The following is a 19,083-nucleotide window of genomic DNA, read 5'->3' on the forward strand; positions in this document are numbered from 1 at the left end:
ATCAGCAGGAGCGAACGGACGGGGAGCCCGGGGCCGCGTACGGCATGATGCTGCCGACCGCGACGACGGAGGGGACCCATGGGCACATACGTGCAGCTCGGTGACGTGAACACCTGGTACGACGAACATGGCGAGCACGGCGGGGGAGGGCCGCTCGTGCTGATGCACGGCGGGCTCGTGGACGCCCGGTTCTTCGAGCCGAACCTCGGGCCGCTGGCCGAGCGCTTCCACGTCTACACGCCCGAGCGCCGCGGGCACGGGCACACCCCGGACGTCGAGGGCCCGATCACCTACGGGCTCATGGCCGACGACACCGTCGCGTTCCTCGAGGGGGTCGTGGGCGAGCCCGCCGACCTGGTCGGGCACAGCGACGGGGCGCTGGTGGCGATGCTGGTGGCCATGCGGCGGCCGGAACTGGTGAAGCGCCTTGTGCTGATCAGCGGCGGCTTCAACAAGGCGGGCGAGGCCGCGCCGGACGCCGGGTGGGACGTCGACGCGATCTTCGAGTTCCTCGGCCCCGCGTACGCGGAGGTGTCGCCGGACGACCCCGAGCACTTCAGGGTGGTGGCCACGAAGATCGGTGAGATGGCCGCGCGGGAGCCGGACCTCCGGGCCGGGGACCTCGCCGCCGTGACCTGCCGGACCCTCGTGATGTTCGCCGACGACGACCTGGTGACGATGCGGCACGCCGTCGAGATGTACGAGGCCATGCCGCACGCCGAACTGGCCGTCGTGCCCGGCACCTCGCACTTCCTCACCCAGGAGAAGCCCGCGCTGGTCAACGCCCTCGTCCTGGACTTCCTCAGCGCCGACAAGCCGCTGCGGACCATCGCGCCCATCCGGCGAGCGGAGTAAGGGACGGTCCGGCGCGCGGAGCAGAAAACGGACGACGCCCGGCACACGCGCGGCGCACGCGGCACACACGGCACGCGGAAACGACGACTCGGCCGACCGGAGCATCCGGTCGGCCGAACCGTCATCCTGGCCAGACGCCGGTCGCCCGGCGCGTCGCGACCGCTCCACCGCGGTCGACGGCGGCCTTGACCACGGAGAAGATCGCCCCCTGGAGGGTGGCGGCAAGGAGCACCTCGCCCCAGGCCCGGTCCTCGTCCGTGGCGTCGGGCGCGTCGTCGTCGTGCCCGAGCTTCTTCCATGCTTGTTTGAACAGCGCCCCGGCCACCATGCCGCTCACGGCACCCAGGGCGAGACCGACCGGCTTGTATGCGATCTTCGCGGCTCGCACGGGCGTCACCAGCGGTACCAACGGCCCCTGCGCCCACCGACTCCGGCGGGGCGCACGAAGAAGCCGACCAGCCACGCCACGATGACGACGGCAGCCACGAGCCACAGGAACTTGAGGGCGAAGCCCGCCCCGAAAAGGACGAGCGCGAGCAGCAGAACCAGTAGCAAAGGAACCATGTCTATCAACCTCCGCCACCCGTGTGCCCCAGGTCGGCGGCCTCACACACCGGTCACCGTGAAGTAGCCCGGGTGCCAGGCGCCGGCCGCGCCCCTGACCTCGACGTAGGACACCTCGCGGGGGCCGACCAGGCTCCGGACGCGGCTCGCGAGGAATGCGACAGGTCCGCGTACACAAAGGTCCCCGCCGCGACGGGGGAGCGCGGCGGGGACTTACTCCCGTGTACCCGTCGCCGCACGCGCTAATCCATGGGCCTCTCGACTTTCCCGATGCAGGGCCGTGCGTGCGCCACCCCTTGCTGCCGGACATCTTCTCTTCGTACGGCCGTCCAGGCGAAAAGAATTCGCTTGGGTATGACTGCAACTGCAACTCTACGCGGATAGGTGTGGGCCCAACTCCCCTTTCCGGTGCAGGGATTATGGAGTTTCGACGCTCAACCTCTTGCGTCGATCACGGCTCGTCTGCCACATTCGCCCCAGCCAAACTGGCATGCACGCGCCAGGTCATCCGTCTGCCGCGCGTGCATCACGGCTGCATACCTATGCGGTCGAGGTCCTCATCAAGGACCTTTCATCCCCCACACAATGGAGACGAACGTGCGAATATCCAGACTCGTCCCCGCGCTCGCGGCCACCGCTCTCGCCGTCCTCGGGCTCGCCCCCACCGCGATGGCACAGACGGCGGCGCAGCCCGCCCCCGCCCCCGCCGTGGCGCAGGGCACCTCCGCACAGCCGATCATCGGCGGCGGCTACGCCAGCAACGCCCCCTGGGCCGCCCGCCTGTTCTCCAACGGCCGGCAGACCTGTACGGCCACGATCATCGCCCCGACGTGGATCCTCACCGCCAAGCACTGCGTCAGCGGCGGCGGCCTGTCGTTCCGCATCGGCAGCCTCGACCAGACCACCGGCGGCACCACCGCCAACGGCGTCAGCGTGCACAACCACTCCTCCGACCTGTCCCTGGTCAAGCTCGACCGCTCCGTCTCCGCCACCTACGCGACCCTCGGCCGGCCCGGCTCGGTCCAGGTGGGCCAGTCCGTCCAGGTGTACGGCTGGGGCGCGACCTCCCAGTGCGGCTCGGAGATCAACTGCCAGTCCCGCCTCCTGAAGGTCGCCAACGTCACGGTGACCGGCGGCTGCACCGACGCCTACCAGGGCCAGGCCATCTGCGCCCGCCGCGGCAACGGCATCACCGCGGGCGGTGACTCCGGCGGCCCGATGATGGCGGGCGGCGTCCAGGTCGGTGTCGCCTCCACCAGTGACCGCCAGACCACGACCGCGTACACCAACGTGACCGCGTACCGGTCCTGGATCCAGAGCATCGCCGGCGTCTGATCCAGAAACCCGCACTCTGTGTCGCCTCCGCGCGGATCCGTCGCGCGGAGGCGACGCGTGTTTGTCCGCCCCGCGCACCCGACCCGGCCGGAGACCTCCTTGCGCCCTCGCTCCCCGCGTGTCCTGACCGCCCTCGCCCTCACCCTGGTCGCCGGCCTCGCCGCCCCCACCGCCGACGCGGCGCAGCCGGCACCCGGGCGAGCGGGCCCCGCGCGGCACGGGACGGCGGCCCCGGCCGGGCCCTCCGCGCTCCCGGCGGCCGCGTACGCGAACGTCCTCGACCTCAAGGGCGTCCCCGAGGCCGCGCAGCCCGGCGAGTTCAACCCGGTCACCGTCTTCGCCGACCGCGGCGCCTGGCACGCCTACGCGCTGCCCTCGGCGAAGGACCCCTCCTCGTACGGCGGCTTCTCCGGCCCGCTGTACATCGCTCAGGAGTACCCGTGGTGGCTGAGCAGGTCCTTCAGCCGGGTCCGGCTCACCGAAGCGGGCGCGGCCCTCGACCTGGCGGCGGGAGGCACCCCCGAATTCACCTCGCTGCCCGGGGTGCTGCGCCAGACCTACCGCCTGCACGGCCTGCGGCTCACTCTGGAGCTGCGCTTCGCCACCAACAGGACCGCGCTCGTCCGGGCCCGCGTCAGCAACACCGGCCACCAGCCGCGCACCCTCGGCGCCGGGTGGACCGGCACCCTGCTGCGCCCCGACGCGGCACCCCAGCGGGACGCGCCCGCGCCGATCGCCACCGCGCGCGGGGTCGCGGTGGACTTCGCCCGCGTCCGCGAGAAGTGGGACTACCTCACCGACGGCACCGAACGCTTCGAGGTCACCCACCGTGAGGCCGTCCGCACGACGCTCGCGGGCGACTCCTACCGCACCGAACTCGCCGCGCCCCTCGTCCTGGCCCCCGGTGCGTCGCGCACCCTGGACTGGGCCGAGAGCTACACCTTCACCGCGGCCGAACGGTCCCGCGAGAACGCCGCGGTGCGTGGCGTGCTCGCCCGCCCCACCGCCACCGCGCTGGCCGGCGACGCCCGTTGGCGCCGGTACGTCGCCGGGGTCACCGCCTCCGTGCCGCCCGCCCGGCGCCGACTGGCCGTCAAGTCCCTGGAGACCCTGGTCACCAACTGGCGGTCCGCCGCCGGACGCATCCGGCACGACGCCATCAGCCCCTCGATCTCGTACAAGTGGTTCACCGGCGGCGTCTGGGCCTGGGACACCTGGAAACAGGCCGTCGGCACCGCCCGGTTCGCCCCCGGACTCGCGAAGTCCCAGATCCGCGCCATGTTCGACCACCAGGTCCGCCGGACGTCGGCGACCCGGCCGCAGGACGCCGGGATGGTCCCGGACGCCGTCTTCTTCAACGACACCTCCGACGGCGGCGGCAACTGGAACGAGCGCAACAGCAAACCGCCGCTCGCCGCCTGGGCCGTGTGGGAGGTCTACCGCAGGAGCGGCGACCGGGCGTTCCTGCGCGAGATGTACCCGAAGCTCGTCGCGTACCAGGCGTGGTGGTACCGCAACCGCGACCACGACCGCGACGGGCTCGCCGAGTACGGCGCCACGGTCGACCCCGCCAACGACAGCGCCGAGCAGCGCAGGCTCGCCGCCGCCTGGGAGAGCGGCATGGACAACGCGCCGCGCTTCGACGCGGCCCTCGGCACCGCCGTGGTCGCCAACCGCGACGCGTCCGGCACGGTGACCGGCTACTCCCTCACTCAGGAGTCCGTCGACCTCAACGCCTACCTGGCCGCCGACCAGGACCACATCGCCGACATCGCGCGGGCGTCGGGGGACGGCGCGGGGGAGCGGCGCTGGCGGGGCCGGGCCGCGGCCACGCACCGCGCCGTCCGCGAGCGGATGTACGACGCGCGGGACGGCTGGTTCCACGACACGGCCCTCGACGGCGAGCGCCTCACCGCGCGCGGTCGCGGCATCGAGGGCGCCATCCCCCTGTGGACCGGCACCGCGTCGCCCGCGCAGGCCGCAGCCGTCCGCGACAGACTCACGGACCCCGCGGAGTTCGCCACCCCCGTCCCCTTCCCGACCGTCGCACGCAGCTCCCCCTACTTCGCCCCGCGGCGCTACTGGCGTGGCCCCGTCTGGCTCGACCAGGCCTACTTCGCCGAGGCGGGCCTCCGGCGCTACGGCCACACCACCGAGGCCCGCACGTTGACCGACCGCCTCGTGACCACCGCCCAGGGCCTCAAGGCCGACGACCCCGTGATGGAGAACTACGACCCTCTGACCGGAGCCCGCCTCAACTCTCCGAACTTCAGCTGGTCGGCGGCGGTGCTGTTGCCGATGCTGGGGGGTGACCGGGGGCGCCCGCCCCGGACCGGGCCGGCGCCGAGCGGTCATGTGCCGATGATCCGCAGGGAACCCCACAGGGCCGACGTCGCCGCGAGCAGTGTCAGGGGCACGGTGAGCAGGCCGAGGACGGTGAACTCCTTGAGCCGGACCTCGTGGTCGTGGTGGTGGATGATGCGCCGCCACAGGAGCGTGGCCAGCGAACCCGCGTAGGTGAGGTTCGGGCCGAGGTTCACCCCGATGAGGACGGCGAGGACCGCTCCGGGGCCGGAAGGGGCCGCCAGCGGTGCGAGGGCGAGCACCGCGGGCAGGTTGTTGATGAGGTTGGCGAGGACGGCGGCGAGCGCGGCGGTGCCGAGCAGCGCGGGCAGCGCCGTACCGTCGGGCAGGACGTGGCCGAGCGCGTCGCCGAGGCCGTTGTCGAGCACGGCGCGTACGACGATGCCGAGCGCGAGGACGAACGCGAGGAACGGCAGCGCTGCGGACCGCACCACGGCCACCGGCGTGGTGCGGCGCAGGGCCAGCGCGCGGACCGCCATGACGAGCGCACCGGCCGCGGCGGCCCACGCCGGGTCGATCCCGGCCGCGGAGGCGAGGGCGAACCCGACGAGCGTCGCCGCCACCGTCCCCATCGCGAACAGCGGGAGCCGCACGGCCTCCCGCTCCCCCTCGTCCTCCACGGGAGCGGCCAGCTCGGCCGCGAAGAAGCGGCGGAACACGGCGTACTCGACGGCGATCGCGACCAGCCACGGCAGCAGCATCAGGAGCGCGAAACGCGTGAAGGACAGACCCGTGGCCGTGAACGCCAGCAGATTCGTCAGGTTCGACACCGGGAGCAGCAGCGACGCCGTGTTCGACAGATGGGCGCACGCATAGGCGTGGGGCTTCGCCCGGGTCCCCATGCGGGTGGCGGTCGCGAACACCACCGGCGTCAGCAGGACCACCGTGGCGTCCAGGCTGAGCGCCGCCGTGATCACCGACGCGAGGGCGAACACCGCCCCGAGGAGCCGCTGCGGCCGGTGCCGCGCCCACCGGGCCATCCAGGTGCCGCAGGCCCGGAACAGGCCCTCGTCGGCGCAGAGCTTGGCGAGCACGAGCACGGCAGCCAGGAACCCGATCACCGGCCCGAGCCGCCCGGCCTCCGCGCGCACGTCGTCGAGCGGGATCGCACCACCGACGATCACCAGGGCGGCGGCGGGCACGGCGAACACCGCCTCCGGCCGCCCGAAGGGGCGCACGACGGCACACACGAGCACCACGATCAGCGCGGCGACGGACAGCGACTCAAGGAGCATGGCGTCGATCATTCACGCCGCACGCCGCGCCGCGGCGACCGCCCCCGCGAGCGGGGTGCTCGTACGAGGTACCTGCCTCGTACGAGGTACCTGCTGGGTCGAGAAACGTGCTTCACCTTCGGTATCGCGGGCACCAGTGCCTCATGAAGATACTCGTCGTCCTCGTGATCATCGGCCTGGCCGCGGCCTGGTACCTGCAATCGCGAAAGCGCCGATGACCGCGCACCCTGGAGGCATGGCCGGCACAGCGCCGATAGTCGTGCATCCACCGTCCGGCACGGGAGGCCGTCGGGTGACCGTGCGCGGAGAGATCCTCGGGCTCGCCCACAGCGACGAGGACGTGATCGAGTTCCTGCGGCGCGCCGGTCTGCCGGAGGCCGCGGGGCTGCTCGACGACCCCGCGTGGGTGAAGTGGCGGGGCGGTCACGCCCACCACTACGAGGCGGCGTGAACCTTCGCGTTGTTCGCGTTGTTCTGGTCGTTCTGGTCGTTCTCGTTGTTCTCGTCTTTCACAGCGTTCTCCAGTGCCTGCCGCAGCCGCAGCAGCCCCCTGCGCGTATGGCTCTTGACGGTGCCGAGCGGCATGCCCGTGCGCTCCGCGACCTGCGTCTGCGTGAGGTCCTGGAGGAAGGCGAGCGCCAGGACCTGCCGCTGGGGCAGGGGCAGACGAGCCAGCGCGTCCCGGACCAGGACCCGGTCGACGACGGTCTCCGGGTCGCCGACGGGCGGCGGCGCCGTGTTCGCCCGCTCCGCCACGGCGACGAGCAGATCCCGGCGGCGGCTGCGGGCCGACAGGGCGTCGGCGACCTTCCTGCGCGTGATGCCCACGATCCACGCGCCGAGCGCACCCCGGTCGGGACGGTAGCCGTGCCGCCCCCGCCACACCGCGAGGAAGACCTGCTGCGCCACGTCCTCGGCCTCGCGCGCGTCACCGAGGGAGCGGGCCGCCGCCGCGTGCACCGGGTCGCCCCAGCGCCGGTAGGTCTCGGCGAGCGCGTCCGGGTCGCCCGCCACGAGCGCCGCGGAGAGATCCGCCTCGGCCCGCGCGTGCCGCGCCGTCGCCGCACCGGCGGCCGCGTCCCCGGGCAACGCGTTTCCGGGCACCGCCTCTCCGGACGTCGCGGTGCCCGCGGACGTGGACGCCGACGGAGGTATCGGTGAGCGTGCCGCGCCGGACGCGCGTGCCGCCGCGTATCCACGTACCGCGGGCACCACACGCACCTCACCGCTGACCGCACCCGCTCCACGCGCCCTGCGCGCTGCTGCCGTCGCCCCCACGAGCACTCCTTCACCTCGGCGAAGACGGAGGGCCCGGCGGGTACGACGGCCCGTCGGTCCCGGGCGGGGGCGCCTGCCTCCCGCTGTTCCGCTGTCGGCGACGTTCCTACGAGCCGACACGACACGGCAACACGCATCGTTCTTGCGTCGTATTGTCGGGAGCATGGAAGCGGTCGAGGGCGTGGAAGAGATCGATGGCGTGGAAGCGATCGGGAGCATGGAAGGGGACGAAGGCGTGGGAACGGGGGAGCGGCCGGTGGCAGGCGCGGCCCCGGCGGGGCTCGCCACCGGCGCCGTCGCGCGGATGCTGGGCGTGGCTCCCACCACGCTGCGCTCCTGGGACCGGCGCTACGGCATCGGGCCCGACCGGCGCGCGGGCACCAAGCACCGGCGCTGGGGCCCCCAGGACATCGCCGTGCTGAAGGAGATGTGCCGGCTCACGTCGTCCGGGGTGCCGCCCGCGGAGGCCGCCCGCGCCGCCTCCCGGGCAGCACCGGACATCACCGCCGGGGACGGACCCCCGGGGGACGGCGTGCCGCCGCGGGGAACGTCCGGCGGCGGCTGGGGCCCGCTGCCCCTCGGGCGGGTCCGGCAGGAGTGCCGGGGCCTGGCACGGGCCGCCGTACGGCTCGACGCGCCCACCGTGGACGCCCTGCTGGACTCCGTGCTCGCCGCGCACGGCCTGGTGACGGCCTGGGACGAGGTGATGATGCCCGCCCTCAGAGCCGTCGGACGCAAGTGGGAGACCTCGGGCGAGCGCTACGTGGAGGTCGAGCACCTGCTGTCCTGGCACATCTCCTCCGCCCTGCGCCGCATCCCGGCCGCGCGCCGCCCGTCCGCGAGCGGTCCGCCCGTCCTCGTCGCGGGCGTCCCCGGCGAGATGCACACCCTGCCCATGGAGGCACTCACCGCGGGCCTCACCGAGGACGGTGTGCCGGTGCGCATGTTCGGTGGCGCCGTGCCGGTGGAGGCCCTCCAGGACGCGGTGCGGCGGGCCGGGCCCGCCGTGGTGGTCCTGTGGTCCCAGTCGCGTACGACGGCGAGCGTCCCCCTGGTCCGGCACCTGGACGCGATCGACTGGGGGGTGCCGGGGGCCCGGAAGAGCGCCCTGGTGACGGTCGCCGGTCCTGGCTGGGCGGGGGCACGGCTGCCCGACGGCGTCGCGTACCCGCAGAGCCTGGCCGAGGCGCTGGCCCGGGTGCGCGAGTTCTGCGCGCAGGCGAGCGGCTGACGGCGGGGCCGCACCGGCGTCCGGAGTCAGGACCGGTCCCTGGCCCGCTGGAAACGGGCGAGGCCCGCGGACAGCTCCAGGAGCGGCTCGGGGTAGTCGTACCCGGCGCGCTCATCGGCGGGGAGTTTCCACGGCTCGTGCGCCGCGGCGCCTTCGAGGCCCTTCAGTTCGGGCACCCAGTGGCGTACGTACGCGCCGTCCGGGTCGTGGCGCCTGGCCTGGAGGACCGGGTTGAGCACGCGGTTGGGCCGGGTGTCGTTGCCCGTGCCCGCCACCCACTGCCAGTTGAGCTGGTTGTTGGCGATGTCGCCGTCCACCAGGTGGCGCAGGAAGTGCCGGGCGCCGACGCGCCAGTCCACGTACAGGGTCTTGGTGAGGAAGCTGGCGACGAGGAGGCGGCCCCGGTTGTGCATCCAGCCCTCGTGGGCGAGCTGCCGCATCGCGGCGTCGATCACGGGGAAGCCGGTGCGTCCCTCCTTCCAGGCGGCGATGTCGTCGGCGGCCTCGTCCTCGCCGCGCCAGTGGTCGCGCCGGTCGCGGTAGTCGGCACGGGCCGCCGCGGGGCGGGCCGCGAGTACCTGGTGGTGGAAGTCCCGCCAGCACAACTGCCGTACGAACGCCTCCGCGCCCGCGTTGTCCTTCTTGCTCGCCCGGTGCACGGCCTCGACGGGCGAGAGGGCACCGAAGTGCAGATGCGGCGAGAGCCGCGAGGTGCGGTCGCCGGGCAGGTCGTCGTGGCCGTCGGCGTACCCGGCGACGCCCGACCGCAGCCACGCCGTGAGCCGGGACCTGGCCTCGGCCTCGCCGCCCGCGGGCACGCCCGGCGACACGTCCGGCACGTCGGCGCGGGACGGCACGGCTTCGGAGCCGACGCCGTCCGGGACGCGGACGACGCGCGGCGCGGCGAGCGGCTTCCGCTTCCCCTGCTGCGCCCAGCGCCTGAAGTACGGCGTGAAGACGGCGAAGTGGTCGTTGCCCGTCGGTGTCACGGCACCCGGCGCGACGGCGGTGACCACGGCGTCGTGGACGTGCAGGGCGCAGTCCCGCTCCGTGAGGGCGGACCGCAGCCGCTCCTCCCGGCCCTGTGCGTAGCCGCTGACCCCGCCCGCCACGTGCACCGAGCCCGCGCCCGTGGCGTCGACCACCGCGCAGACCTCGTCGACGACGTCCCCGGACCGGACGACGAGGCGCCCGCCGCGGTCGCGCAGCGCCTCGTCGAGGGCCGTCAGACAGTCGGCAAGGAAGGCCGACCGGTTGGGCGTGGCGAACCCCGCCGCGTCGATGCGGTCGTCCCGGACGAACAGCGGGACGGTCTCCGCCGCCTCGTCGAGTGCCGCGCGCAGCGGCGGATGGTCGTGCACCCGCAGGTCAGAGGTGAACAGCACGACCGAGACGTTCATGGCGCTACTCCTGGGACGGACATGTGCGGGGCACATGGGGGAGGGGGAGAGGGAGGTTGATCCGGGCTGGTCAGGGTTGGTCGGTCCGGGGCGGTCGGGGGCGGTCCGGGGGGTGACCGGGTGTGTCGGCCTGTCGGCCTGTCGGCCTGTCGGTCAGTCCGGGAGGCGGCCGCTGCTGCGCAACGCCCAGCGGCGCTCGGCGTACGCGAGGTCGTCGCGCCACAAGCGGCCCGCCGCGGCCCGCATCAGCGGGCGGAGCAGGGGCGCGGCGGCGCGCGCCGCCGCGAAACCGGGGCGGTCGGAGGTGGCTATGACCGCCTCGACCACGGCGGTTCGCGGGCGTCCCGCACGGTCCGGGGTGACCGGCGTCGCATGGGACTCGACCACGGAACCCGCTCCCTCGCCCTCTGTGATGTGCATGACCACCGTGCGGGGTTCGGGCGCCGTGAAGACCGCGCGCACCGGTACCACCATGCGGCTCGCGAGCTTGAACGAGACGTCCACGACGAACGCGTCCTCGTCGCCCTCGCCCTCGCCCTCGTCACCGTCACGGTCCACGGCGGCGTCCGGACGCGGGGCGCGGGCCACCGTCAGGTCGACGAAGGAGTACGGGTGGAACCAGGCGCCGTGCCACGGGTCGAGCCGATTGGCGATCACATCGTCCGGAGCGCACCGGCCGAACCCGGTGTAGACGGCGTGCACCGCTGAGGCGGGCAGCGGCCGGACCGGGACGACGGGGCGTTCCGTCGGCGGTTCGCCGCCGACGCGGTCGAGGCGGACCCAGAGCAGGACGCCGTCGTCGTGGCAGGGATATCCGTCCCAACCGGGGAACTCCCCGCCGTCCAGGGCCAGTCCGTGCCAGTGGCAGACGAGCGTGCCGCACCGCACCGGACTGTCCTTGAGGGGCGCGCCGAGGTGCGGGCAGGCGCCCGAACCCGCCCGGAGCCGCCCGTCGGGCCCGCGCCACAGCACGACCTCGACCCCCGAGACCGTACGCCCCAGTGGCCGGTCGGTCCCCAGCTCCCTGGAGGCGCCGACGACGTACCAATTGCCCGAAGGCCTGCTCCGCGCGCGTTCGAGTGCGCCCTCGATGAGGGCGGGGCGTGCCTCGCGCCAGGTGGGACGCTGCTGCTCCCAGGCGACGGGGCGGCGACGCAGCCGCAGCGGCGAGAGCCCGCGCCGCGCGGGCCGTTCACGCTTCATGGCCCCTCCGTTCGCGCTCGTTCGCGCTTTGCGGGGCTCGTCGGTCGTGCTTCATGGGCCCCTCCGTTCGCGCTCCGCGAGGCCCGTCGTACGTGCCTCATCCGACCCTCCGCGTCGACTCGCCCGCCGGGGTGCCCGGGGCCCCGCCTGCCGGGACTCCCGGTGTCTCGCCCGCCGGGGTGTCCGCCGCGTGCGTGGTGACGTCCGGTTCGGGGTCCGTGGCACGCCCGGCGGCACCCCGTACGCCACGTTCGCCCCGCGCACGCACACTCCGTACGCCCCGCAGGGCCCTCGCCCGTACCGGCAGCCCGGCCGCGGCGCGCGCCGCGAGTGCCGCCGTGAGACCGCGCAGCGCGACACCGGCCCGGCGCCGGCGCGGCACGACCGCCCTGCGGTGCAGCACCGCGTAGCCGTCGGCGGCGACGGCGTCCAGGATGCCCCCGTACAGCACGAAGGCGGTCCGCACGCACGGCCGTGACACCGGGTCGAGCAGGGCGATGCCGGGGGCGGCGCGCGCGTAGACCCGGCGGGTGAGCCGCTCCGTCTCCCGCAGTGCCGCCGTGACCCGCCGGTCCGTGCGCCCGGTGGCCCGGCACCACTCGAGGAGCGCGCGGTCGGCGCCGTGCGCGGCGAGCAGGTCCGCGGGCAGGTAGACCCGGCCGCGGTCGAGGTCCTCGCCCACGTCCCGCAGGAAGTTGGTGAGCTGGAAGGCGACGCCGAGCGAGGCGGCGCGGGGCGCCGCCTCCTCGCGGGGCACCACCGTGCCGAGGACCGGCAGCATCTGGAGCCCGATCGCGGCGGCCGAGCCCCGCATGTACGCGTACAGGTCGTCGTACGTCGGATAGTCCGTGACGACGAGGTCGCTGCGCATCGACGCCATGAACTCGTCGAAGAGCGCGGGCGCGATGGCGTACCGGCGCGCGGTGTCGGCGACGGCGCGGACCACCGCGTGGTCGCTGTGCCCGTGCCGGAGGCCCGCCGACAGGTCCGCGTGCAGGGCCGCGAGCGCGGTGGCGCGCTCCGCGGCCGGCGCCTCGGTCCCGAGGTCGTCCACGATCTCGTCGGCCCACCGGGCGAAGCCGTACAGGGCGTGCACGGCGGGCCGCCTCTCGACCGGCAGCAGCCGCGTGGCCAGGAAGTACGTCTTGCCGTGCTGCGCGTTGAGGCGCCGGCAGCGGGTGTAGTCGGCGCGCAGACGGGCATCCGCGATGCCCGCGGCGGTCAGCTCACGGTCCGTCACAGGGTGCCGCCTTTCTCGTACGGGGCCGCGGCCGTCCGCGGGCCGCCGCCCGTGCCGCCGGACCGTGGTCCCGTGACCCGCGCCGCCGCCAGCTTTCCCGAGATCAGCACGGTCGGCACGCCGACGCCCGGCGTGGTGCCGCAGCCAGCCAGCACGGCGTTCACGGTGCCGCGCACGAGGTTGCGGGGCCGGAAGGGACCGGTCTGCGAGAAGGTGTGGGCGACGGCGAAGGGCGTGCCCGCCGCATGGCCCTCCGCCGCCCAGTCCACGGGTGTGACCAGGCACTCCTCCTCGACCGCCGCGGCCACTCCGGGCAGCCCGCGGCGGTCGAGCTCGCCGAGCAGCTCGTCACGGTAGCGGGGCGCGAGCGCCCGCCACTCCTGGGTCCCGGGGCCGATGTCGGTGTTGGGGCAGGGCGCGAGGACGTACAGGAGGTGGTGGCCCGGTGGCGCGAGCGAGGGGTCCGTCACGGTGGGGTGGGTGATGAGCAGCGAGGGGTCGCTCATCAGGGTGCCGGAACGGGTGAGTTCGCGGAACGTCTGCTTCCACGCGGCGCCGAAGGACAGGTTGTGGTGGGCGAGTCCGGGCCAGGAGCGGTCGGTTCCGGCGTGCAGGACGACGGCCGACGGGGAGTGCCGAAGGCGCAGCGGGCGGCGCGGCTCCCGGCCGAGCAGACGGTGGGCGACGGGCAGGTCGGGGGTGAGGACGACGGCGTCGCACGGGATGCGGCCGTGGTCGGTGATCACCGCGGTGACGCGTTCGCCGGTGCGTTCCAGACGGGTGACGGGGCTGTCGTAGTGGAACGTGGCGCCCGCGTCGGCCGCCGCGTCGGCCAGTGCGCGGGGGAGGGCGTGCATGCCGCCGCGCGGGAAGTACACCCCGGCGACGGTGTCCATGTAGGCGATCACGGCGTACGCGGCGAGCGCGCGCTCCGGTGCGACGCCCGCGTACAGCGACTGGAAGGAGAAGACCCGCCGCAGCCGTTCGTCGGACAGGAAGCGGCCGATCCGGTGATCGAGGCGGCCGAAGCCGCCGAGCGCCGCGAGACGCGCCAGGTCGGTGGAGAACAGGGCGAACGGCGAGTCGAAGTTCGTGTCGATGAAGCGCCGCATCTGCACGGCGTACAGCTTCGTCAGCCAGGCCCGCAGATGCCGGTACCCGACCGCCTCGCGGGCGCCCGCGAAGCGTTCCACCTCGGTCTCCATCGCGGCGGCGTCGGTGTGCACGTCCAGGGCGGTGCCGTCGGCGAAGCGCGCCCGGTAGGCCGGGTGCAGGGCGAGGAGTTCGAGCCGGTCGGTGAGCCGCTCGCCGACGGCCGCGAACGCCTCCTCCACCAGGTCGGGCATGGTCAGGACGGTCGGCCCGGTGTCGACGCGGTAGCCGCCGAGCTCCCGCAGTCCCGCCCGGCCGCCCGGCTGCCCGTGCCGTTCGACGACGGTCACCCTGCGGCCCGCGCCGAGGAGGTGCAGCGTCGCGGAGAGACCGGCGAGACCGGCTCCGACCACCACCACGTGGTCGGTCGGGCCGCTCAGGGTGCGCGGTCGCCGCGTCACCGGGCGTCCCCAGGGCCGAAGTCCGTCGTGGCCCGGTCGTGCGCGGGCGGCGGTGCGGGCGGCGGTGCGGGCGGTGACGAGGTCGCATGTGGCGGCGGCGCGGGTGATGACGAGATCGCGTGTGGCGGTGGCGCAAGTGGTGACGAGATCGCGTGTGGCGGCGGTGCGGTCGTGGGGGTCGTCGAGCCCGTTCCCGCGGCTGCGCCGAAGAGCCGGATCAGTCGGTCCGTCACGTGCGGGGGCGCGGGCACCCGGGCCAGATGGCGGGTGCCCTGGGCCACGAGCCGCTCGATCCTGGTCTCCACCGTCGCGCGGGCCCCCGTGTCGACGAGCGCGGCGCGCACCCGCTCGAACCGTTCCGGCGTCAGCTCGGGATCGCCGAGGGCGCCGCGCAGGAGCGCGAGCGTGCCGCTGTCCCCCCGCGCCTCGGCGCGGGCCGTCGCCACGGCGACCAGATACGTGAGTTTGCCGTCCCTGATGTCCTCGCCGCAGGGCTTGCCGCTGGCCCGCGGATCCCCGAAGACCCCCACGAGGTCGTCCCGCAGCTGGAAGGCGATGCCCGCGCACCGGCCCGCCGAGCAGAGGGCCTCCGTGGTGCGGGCGTCGGCGCCCGCGAGCGCCGCGCCCAGGGCGAGCGGGCGCTCCACGGTGTACAGCGCGCTCTTCAGACAGGCGATGCGGATCGCCCGCGCGACGGAGCGGCTGCCGTTCGCCTGGCCGTGCAGGTCCAGATACTGGCCCGCCACCATCTCGGTGCGCATCGACCGCCAGATCTCCAGGACGCGGTGCCGGTGCGGCTCGGCCTGGACGGTCTCCGCCAGGACGTCGTCGGCCCAGGCGAGCGCCAGATCACCGGCGAGCACGGCGGCGGACGTGCCGAAGGAGGGGCCGACCCGTCCCGCGGTCGGGTCCGGGTCCGGGTACTGGTCCTGGAGGTCGGCGTGCACGGAGGGCGCGCCCCGGCGCAGCGGCGAGGCGTCCATCACGTCGTCGTGGATCAGCGCGCACGTCTGGATCAGCTCCACCGCGGCGGCGACGCGCAGCGCGGCCCTGGTGGTGGTGCGCGTGTGCCCGCCCGCCGCGCGCATCCCCCACCACAGGAACCGGGGGCGGATGCGCTTGCCGCCGTCCAGGGTGAAGTCCACCACACGCCGGGCGACGTCCTCGGCGAACAGCGGGTCGACGGCGGCGGCCTCGGCGGCGCGCCCGCGCAGCACGGCCCTCAGCGTGTCCTCGACGGCGCCCACGACATCCGCGTCGACGGCTTCCGCCGAACGGGGCCCGTCGCCGACGCGGCCGTCACCGCCGTGCCGGCCGTGCGTGGACGCACCGGGAGAGGGGTGCTCCTTGAGTTCGGTGCGGCGCATCGCGCGTCCTCCCAAGACGTTCGTGCTGTTCGGTCGTGCGCTGGTAGTTCCGGTTGAGGGCCCGTCACGGATGCAGCAAGCGGCGAAAGGAAGCAGAAGGACGCACCCGATCAGGTCGCTGCATCCGATCGGGGCGATGGCGAGGAATAACTCCGGGGTTCCACGGAAACCCGCACGGAAACCCACACTGATCTCTGTCGCCACCGCGACAGCCGGGAGCCGGGAGCTGATGTGCGCACTTGCGGGCACGACACGGACGTGGCGATCGTGGGCGCGGGCGCGGCTGGGCTCTCCCTGGCCCACTGGCTGCGTTCCGGTTCGCCCACCGGCCGCGCCGCGTCCCTGACGGTCACCCTGATCGACGCGCCTGTGGGGCCGCTGCGCCCCGCCGAGCGCACCTGGTGCTTCTGGGAACACCCCGGCGGCCCCTTCGACGCCTTGCTTACCTCTTCGTGGCAGCGGCTCAGGGTCCGCGGGCGCGCGGGCGCCCCCCTCGTCGGGCGCCCCGAGCCCTTCCGGTACAAGATGCTCAGCTCCGCCACGTTCACGTCGTACGTCGAGAGCTTCATCGACGCGACGCCGTACGTGCGCCGCATCGAGGCACGGGTCACCCAGGTGCGGGACAGCGGGGACGGCGCCGAGGTACGGGCGGTCACCTCGGGGGGCGCCCCCATGCGGGTGCACGCCCGCTGGGCGTTCGACTCGCGGCCGCGCCGACCCGAGTCCGCGCGGACCGCGCTGCTCCAGCACTTCCGCGGCTGGTTCGTGCGCACGGAACGGCCGAGCTTCGACACGTCGGTGGCCGACCTCATGGACTTCCGCACCCCGCAGCCGCCCACGGGCCTGTCGTTCGGGTACGTGCTGCCGCTCAGCCCGCACACGGCCCTGGTGGAGTACACGGAGTTCTCCGGGGACGTGCTGTCCGACGAGGAGTACGACAGGGCCCTGCGCCAGTACACGGAGGAGGTCCTCGGGCTGCGGTCCTACGAGGTGACACGGACCGAGCAGGGCGCCATCCCCATGACGGACGGCCGCTTCCCGCGCCGCGACGGCGCCTCCGTGTTCCGCATCGGCACCGCCGCGGGCGCCACCCGCCCCTCGACCGGCTACACCTTCGCGGGCATCCAGCGCCAGACCCGCGCCGTCGCCGCAGCCCTGGGCGCGGGCACGACACCGGTGCCCCCGGCCGCGTACCCGCCGCGCGCCCTGCTGATGGACGCGGTCCTGCTGCGGGCCCTCGACACCGGCCGGGTGCGCGGCGCCGACTTCTTCACGGACCTGTTCCGGCACGTCCCCGCCGAGCGTCTGCTGCGCTTCCTGGACGCGGACACCCGGATGTGGGAGGACATCGCCATCGGCCTGCGCACCCCCGTGGGACCGATGCTGCGCACCCTCGCCGAACTGCCGCTCACCTCCCGGCGCGCGACACCGGCCGCGGCTCGCGGACAGCGGGTGGGCAGGTGATGCCCGCCGGGTGGCCGGGGGCGCGACCGCCACGGCGTCGGGGTACGGGCGTGCCCCGGCGGGGCCGCGACCGCAGGGCCGAGATCCTCCTGCCCGCGCCGGGCAGCCGTCGGATCGGCCTGATCGGCTCCGACGCCCCCCGGGTCGCCGTCGTGGGCGGCGGGATCGCGGGACTCGCGGCCGCCACGGGGCTCGCCGAGCGCGGGGTGCGGGTGACCGTGTACGAGCGGGACGACCAGCTCGGCGGACGGCTCGCGGGCTGGCCCGTACGGCTCGCCGACGGCAGCGACGCCACCATGAGCCGGGGCTTCCACGCCTTCTTCCGGCAGTACTACAACCTGCGGGGCCTGCTCCGCCGCGCCGACCCCGGCCTCTCGATGCTGCGGGCGCTGCCGGACTATCCGCTGCGGCACAGCGACGGCCTGTACGACAGCTTCGCCAAGGTGCCGCGCACCCCGCCCTGGAGCGCCCTCGGCTTCGCCGCGCTGAGCCCCTCCTTCGGCCTGCGCGACGCGGTCGGGATGAATCCGCGAGCGGCGCTGCCCCTGCTCGACGTGCGGGTGCCCGACGTCCACCACGCCCTGGACGACGTCAGCGCCTGGGACTTCCTGGAGGGCATCGGCTTCCCCGCGTCGGCCCGCCATCTGGCCTTCGAGGTGTTCTCCCGCAGCTTCTTCGCCGACCCTCGCGAGCTCTCCGCGGCGGAACTCGCGCTGATGTTCCACATCTACTTCCTCGGGTCCAGCGAGGGCCTGCTCTTCGACGTGCCCGCCGAACCGTTCCCCACGGCTCTCTGGGACCCCCTGGCCCGCTACCTCACCGGGCTCGGCGTCGACCTGCGCACCGGCCACACCGTCGGCACCGTGACCCCGCACGCGGCCGGCGGCGCCGACCTGGCCTGCGAGGGCCGGCCCGCGCGTCGCTACGACGCCGTGGTCCTCGCCCTCGACGCGGTCGGTCTGCGGCGGCTCGTCGACGCGTCCGCCGGTCTCGGCGACGCGCCGTGGCGCCGCCGCGTGGCCCGGCTGCGCGGCGCCCCGCCGTTCCTCGTCTCCCGGCTGTGGCTCGACCGGCCCGTCGCCGCGGACCGCCCCGGCTTCCTCGGGACCAGCGGCTACGGCGGCCTCGACAACGTCAGCGTCCTCGACCGCTGGGAGGGCGAGGCAGCCCGCTGGGCCCGGCGCACCGAGGGATCGGTGGTCGAACTGCACGCCTACGCGGTCGACCCCGGCGCCGACCGCATCCGGGAGCAGAAGGACCTGCTGGCGCAGCTGCACCGCGTCTACCCGGAGACGGGCGCGGCCCGGATCGTCGACGAGCGGCACGAGTGGCGCGCGGACTGCCCGCTGTTCACCGTCGGCTCGTACCGGGACCGCCCCACGGTCCGCACCCCGCACCAGGACGTGATGGTGGCCGGGGACCTGGTGCGCACGGACCTGCCGGTGGCCCTGATGGAGCGCGCGGCGACCAGCGGGTTCCTGGCGGCGAACGCGCTCCTGGAACGGTGGGGGGTGCGCGGCCAGACCCTGTGGACCGTGCCCGCCCGGGGCCGCTCCGCCGTCCTGCGGGCGCTGGCCTCGCGCGGCGGCGCGTAGGGCGCCCCCCTGCCGGGCCGCCGGGCTGCCGGGCTGCCGGGCCGCCGGGCTGCCGGGCCGCCGGGCTGCCGGGCCGCCGGGCCCGACCGTGCCTGTGTCCGGCTGTGCCAGTCCTGCCGTGTGCTGTCGGGCTGGGTGGTGGCGGTCGGGCTTTGTTGTGTTCTGCCGTGTGCTGTGGGGTCGGTTGGTGGCGGTCGGGCTTTGTTGTGTTCCGCCGTGTGCTGCCGGGTCGGTTGGTGCCGGTCGGGCTCTGCCATGTCCTGCCGGGCGCTGCTGTGCGCTGCCGGGCCTGTTCGTGCCGGTCGGGCTCTGTCGTGCCTGTCGTGCCGGGCCGGGCCGTGCCGGTTCGTGCTGGTTCGTGCTGGTTCGTGCCGGACTGGTTCGTGTCGGGCCCTGTCG

15 protein-coding genes and 1 pseudogene are annotated in these 19,083 nt (G+C 74.4%); 7 read left to right on the forward strand and 9 right to left on the reverse strand.

Annotated features, from left to right (window positions below; genetic code table 11):
- Window positions 1-78 precede the first annotated feature (78 nt).
- Entirely contained in the window at window positions 79-855 is a 777-nt protein-coding gene (locus GPA10_RS33190) for an alpha/beta fold hydrolase (RefSeq protein ID WP_157168706.1), read from the forward strand.
- Window positions 856-976: 121 nt separating this feature from the next.
- Here the strand turns inward: GPA10_RS33190 and GPA10_RS33195 are convergent, their stop codons facing one another.
- Entirely contained in the window at window positions 977-1,243 is a 267-nt protein-coding gene (locus tag GPA10_RS33195; RefSeq protein WP_058847240.1) for a DUF4235 domain-containing protein, read from the reverse strand.
- Window positions 1,244-1,248: 5 nt separating this feature from the next.
- Entirely contained in the window at window positions 1,249-1,419 is a 171-nt protein-coding gene (locus GPA10_RS33200) for a hypothetical protein (RefSeq protein ID WP_058847143.1), read from the reverse strand.
- 597 nt (window positions 1,420-2,016) lie between these two features.
- On the opposite strand from GPA10_RS33200, the gene GPA10_RS33205 reads away from it, so the two are divergent.
- Both GPA10_RS33205 and GPA10_RS43885 read left to right on the forward strand, forming a co-directional pair.
- Window positions 2,017-2,754 (forward strand): S1 family peptidase, encoded by a 738-nt coding sequence (locus GPA10_RS33205; protein ID WP_058847239.1) that lies wholly within the window; start codon window positions 2,017-2,019, stop codon window positions 2,752-2,754.
- Window positions 2,755-2,811: 57 nt separating this feature from the next.
- Window positions 2,812-5,022 (forward strand): annotated as a pseudogene (locus GPA10_RS43885) (MGH1-like glycoside hydrolase domain-containing protein); the annotation flags it as partial.
- Window positions 5,023-5,105: 83 nt separating this feature from the next.
- Here GPA10_RS43885 and GPA10_RS33215 read toward each other — a convergent pair.
- Window positions 5,106-6,353, reverse strand: a complete 1,248-nt coding sequence (locus tag GPA10_RS33215) for an SLC13 family permease (protein ID WP_157168708.1) — start codon at window positions 6,351-6,353, stop codon at window positions 5,106-5,108.
- 214 nt (window positions 6,354-6,567) lie between these two features.
- On the opposite strand from GPA10_RS33215, the gene GPA10_RS33220 reads away from it, so the two are divergent.
- The gene (locus tag GPA10_RS33220) at window positions 6,568-6,804 is read left to right on the forward strand and encodes a hypothetical protein (protein ID WP_425505857.1); all 237 of its coding nucleotides are present in this window, start codon (window positions 6,568-6,570) and stop codon (window positions 6,802-6,804) included.
- On the opposite strand, the gene GPA10_RS43005 is transcribed toward GPA10_RS33220, so the two are convergent.
- Complete coding sequence (locus GPA10_RS43005; protein WP_246260269.1) at window positions 6,789-7,442, reverse strand: sigma-70 family RNA polymerase sigma factor; 654 nt, start codon at window positions 7,440-7,442, stop codon at window positions 6,789-6,791. The two genes, GPA10_RS33220 and GPA10_RS43005, sit on opposite strands and share 16 nt — an antisense overlap.
- Before the next feature lie 406 nt (window positions 7,443-7,848).
- On the opposite strand from GPA10_RS43005, the gene GPA10_RS33230 reads away from it, so the two are divergent.
- Window positions 7,849-8,862 (forward strand): MerR family transcriptional regulator, encoded by a 1,014-nt coding sequence (locus GPA10_RS33230; protein WP_157168750.1) that lies wholly within the window; start codon window positions 7,849-7,851, stop codon window positions 8,860-8,862.
- A gap of 26 nt (window positions 8,863-8,888) precedes the next feature.
- On the opposite strand, the gene GPA10_RS33235 is transcribed toward GPA10_RS33230, so the two are convergent.
- The 5 genes from GPA10_RS33235 to GPA10_RS33255 form a co-directional block, all read right to left on the reverse strand.
- The gene (locus GPA10_RS33235; protein WP_157168710.1) at window positions 8,889-10,262 is read right to left on the reverse strand and encodes a cryptochrome/photolyase family protein; all 1,374 of its coding nucleotides are present in this window, start codon (window positions 10,260-10,262) and stop codon (window positions 8,889-8,891) included.
- Between the two features lie 153 nt (window positions 10,263-10,415).
- A complete protein-coding gene (locus tag GPA10_RS33240) occupies window positions 10,416-11,465 on the reverse strand; it encodes a Rieske (2Fe-2S) protein (protein WP_157168711.1) in 1,050 nt (349 codons plus the stop codon).
- 97 nt (window positions 11,466-11,562) lie between these two features.
- A complete protein-coding gene (locus GPA10_RS33245) occupies window positions 11,563-12,705 on the reverse strand; it encodes a phytoene/squalene synthase family protein (protein WP_343041602.1) in 1,143 nt (380 codons plus the stop codon).
- Window positions 12,702-14,258 carry a phytoene desaturase family protein gene (gene crtI, locus GPA10_RS33250; RefSeq protein WP_343041603.1) on the reverse strand — a complete coding sequence of 519 codons (1,557 nt, stop codon included), beginning with the start codon at window positions 14,256-14,258 and terminating at the stop codon, window positions 12,702-12,704. The genes GPA10_RS33245 and crtI overlap by 4 nt, the downstream gene beginning before the upstream one ends.
- Window positions 14,255-15,625, reverse strand: coding sequence for a polyprenyl synthetase family protein (locus tag GPA10_RS33255; protein ID WP_157168712.1), 1,371 nt, complete (start codon window positions 15,623-15,625; stop codon window positions 14,255-14,257). The genes crtI and GPA10_RS33255 overlap by 4 nt, the downstream gene beginning before the upstream one ends.
- A gap of 231 nt (window positions 15,626-15,856) precedes the next feature.
- Here GPA10_RS33255 and GPA10_RS33260 point away from each other — a divergent pair, with 231 nt between their 5' ends.
- Window positions 15,857-17,089 carry a lycopene cyclase family protein gene (locus GPA10_RS33260; RefSeq protein ID WP_343041604.1) on the forward strand — a complete coding sequence of 411 codons (1,233 nt, stop codon included), beginning with the start codon at window positions 15,857-15,859 and terminating at the stop codon, window positions 17,087-17,089.
- Window positions 17,089-18,684 (forward strand): FAD-dependent oxidoreductase, encoded by a 1,596-nt coding sequence (locus GPA10_RS33265; protein WP_157168713.1) that lies wholly within the window; start codon window positions 17,089-17,091, stop codon window positions 18,682-18,684. The genes GPA10_RS33260 and GPA10_RS33265 overlap by 1 nt, the downstream gene beginning before the upstream one ends.
- The last annotated feature ends 399 nt before the right edge of the window (window positions 18,685-19,083 follow it).

Origin of the sequence: Streptomyces typhae, assembly GCF_009755605.1 — a bacterium.
GTDB lineage: Bacteria > Actinomycetota > Actinomycetes > Streptomycetales > Streptomycetaceae > Streptomyces > Streptomyces typhae.

Coding starts and splice junctions, on each gene's coding strand:
- GPA10_RS33200 (WP_058847143.1), bottom strand. CDS start 1,419: ATGGTTCCTTTGCTACTGGTTCTGCTGCTCGCGCTCGTCCTTTTCGGG.
- GPA10_RS33265 (WP_157168713.1), top strand. CDS start 17,089: ATGCCCGCCGGGTGGCCGGGGGCGCGACCGCCACGGCGTCGGGGTACG.
- GPA10_RS33215 (WP_157168708.1), bottom strand. CDS start 6,353: ATGCTCCTTGAGTCGCTGTCCGTCGCCGCGCTGATCGTGGTGCTCGTG.
- GPA10_RS33255 (WP_157168712.1), bottom strand. CDS start 15,625: ATGCGCCGCACCGAACTCAAGGAGCACCCCTCTCCCGGTGCGTCCACG.
- GPA10_RS33190 (WP_157168706.1), top strand. CDS start 79: ATGGGCACATACGTGCAGCTCGGTGACGTGAACACCTGGTACGACGAA.
- GPA10_RS33235 (WP_157168710.1), bottom strand. CDS start 10,262: ATGAACGTCTCGGTCGTGCTGTTCACCTCTGACCTGCGGGTGCACGAC.
- GPA10_RS33220 (WP_425505857.1), top strand. CDS start 6,568: ATGACCGCGCACCCTGGAGGCATGGCCGGCACAGCGCCGATAGTCGTG.
- GPA10_RS33230 (WP_157168750.1), top strand. CDS start 7,849: ATGGAAGGGGACGAAGGCGTGGGAACGGGGGAGCGGCCGGTGGCAGGC.
- GPA10_RS33240 (WP_157168711.1), bottom strand. CDS start 11,465: ATGAAGCGTGAACGGCCCGCGCGGCGCGGGCTCTCGCCGCTGCGGCTG.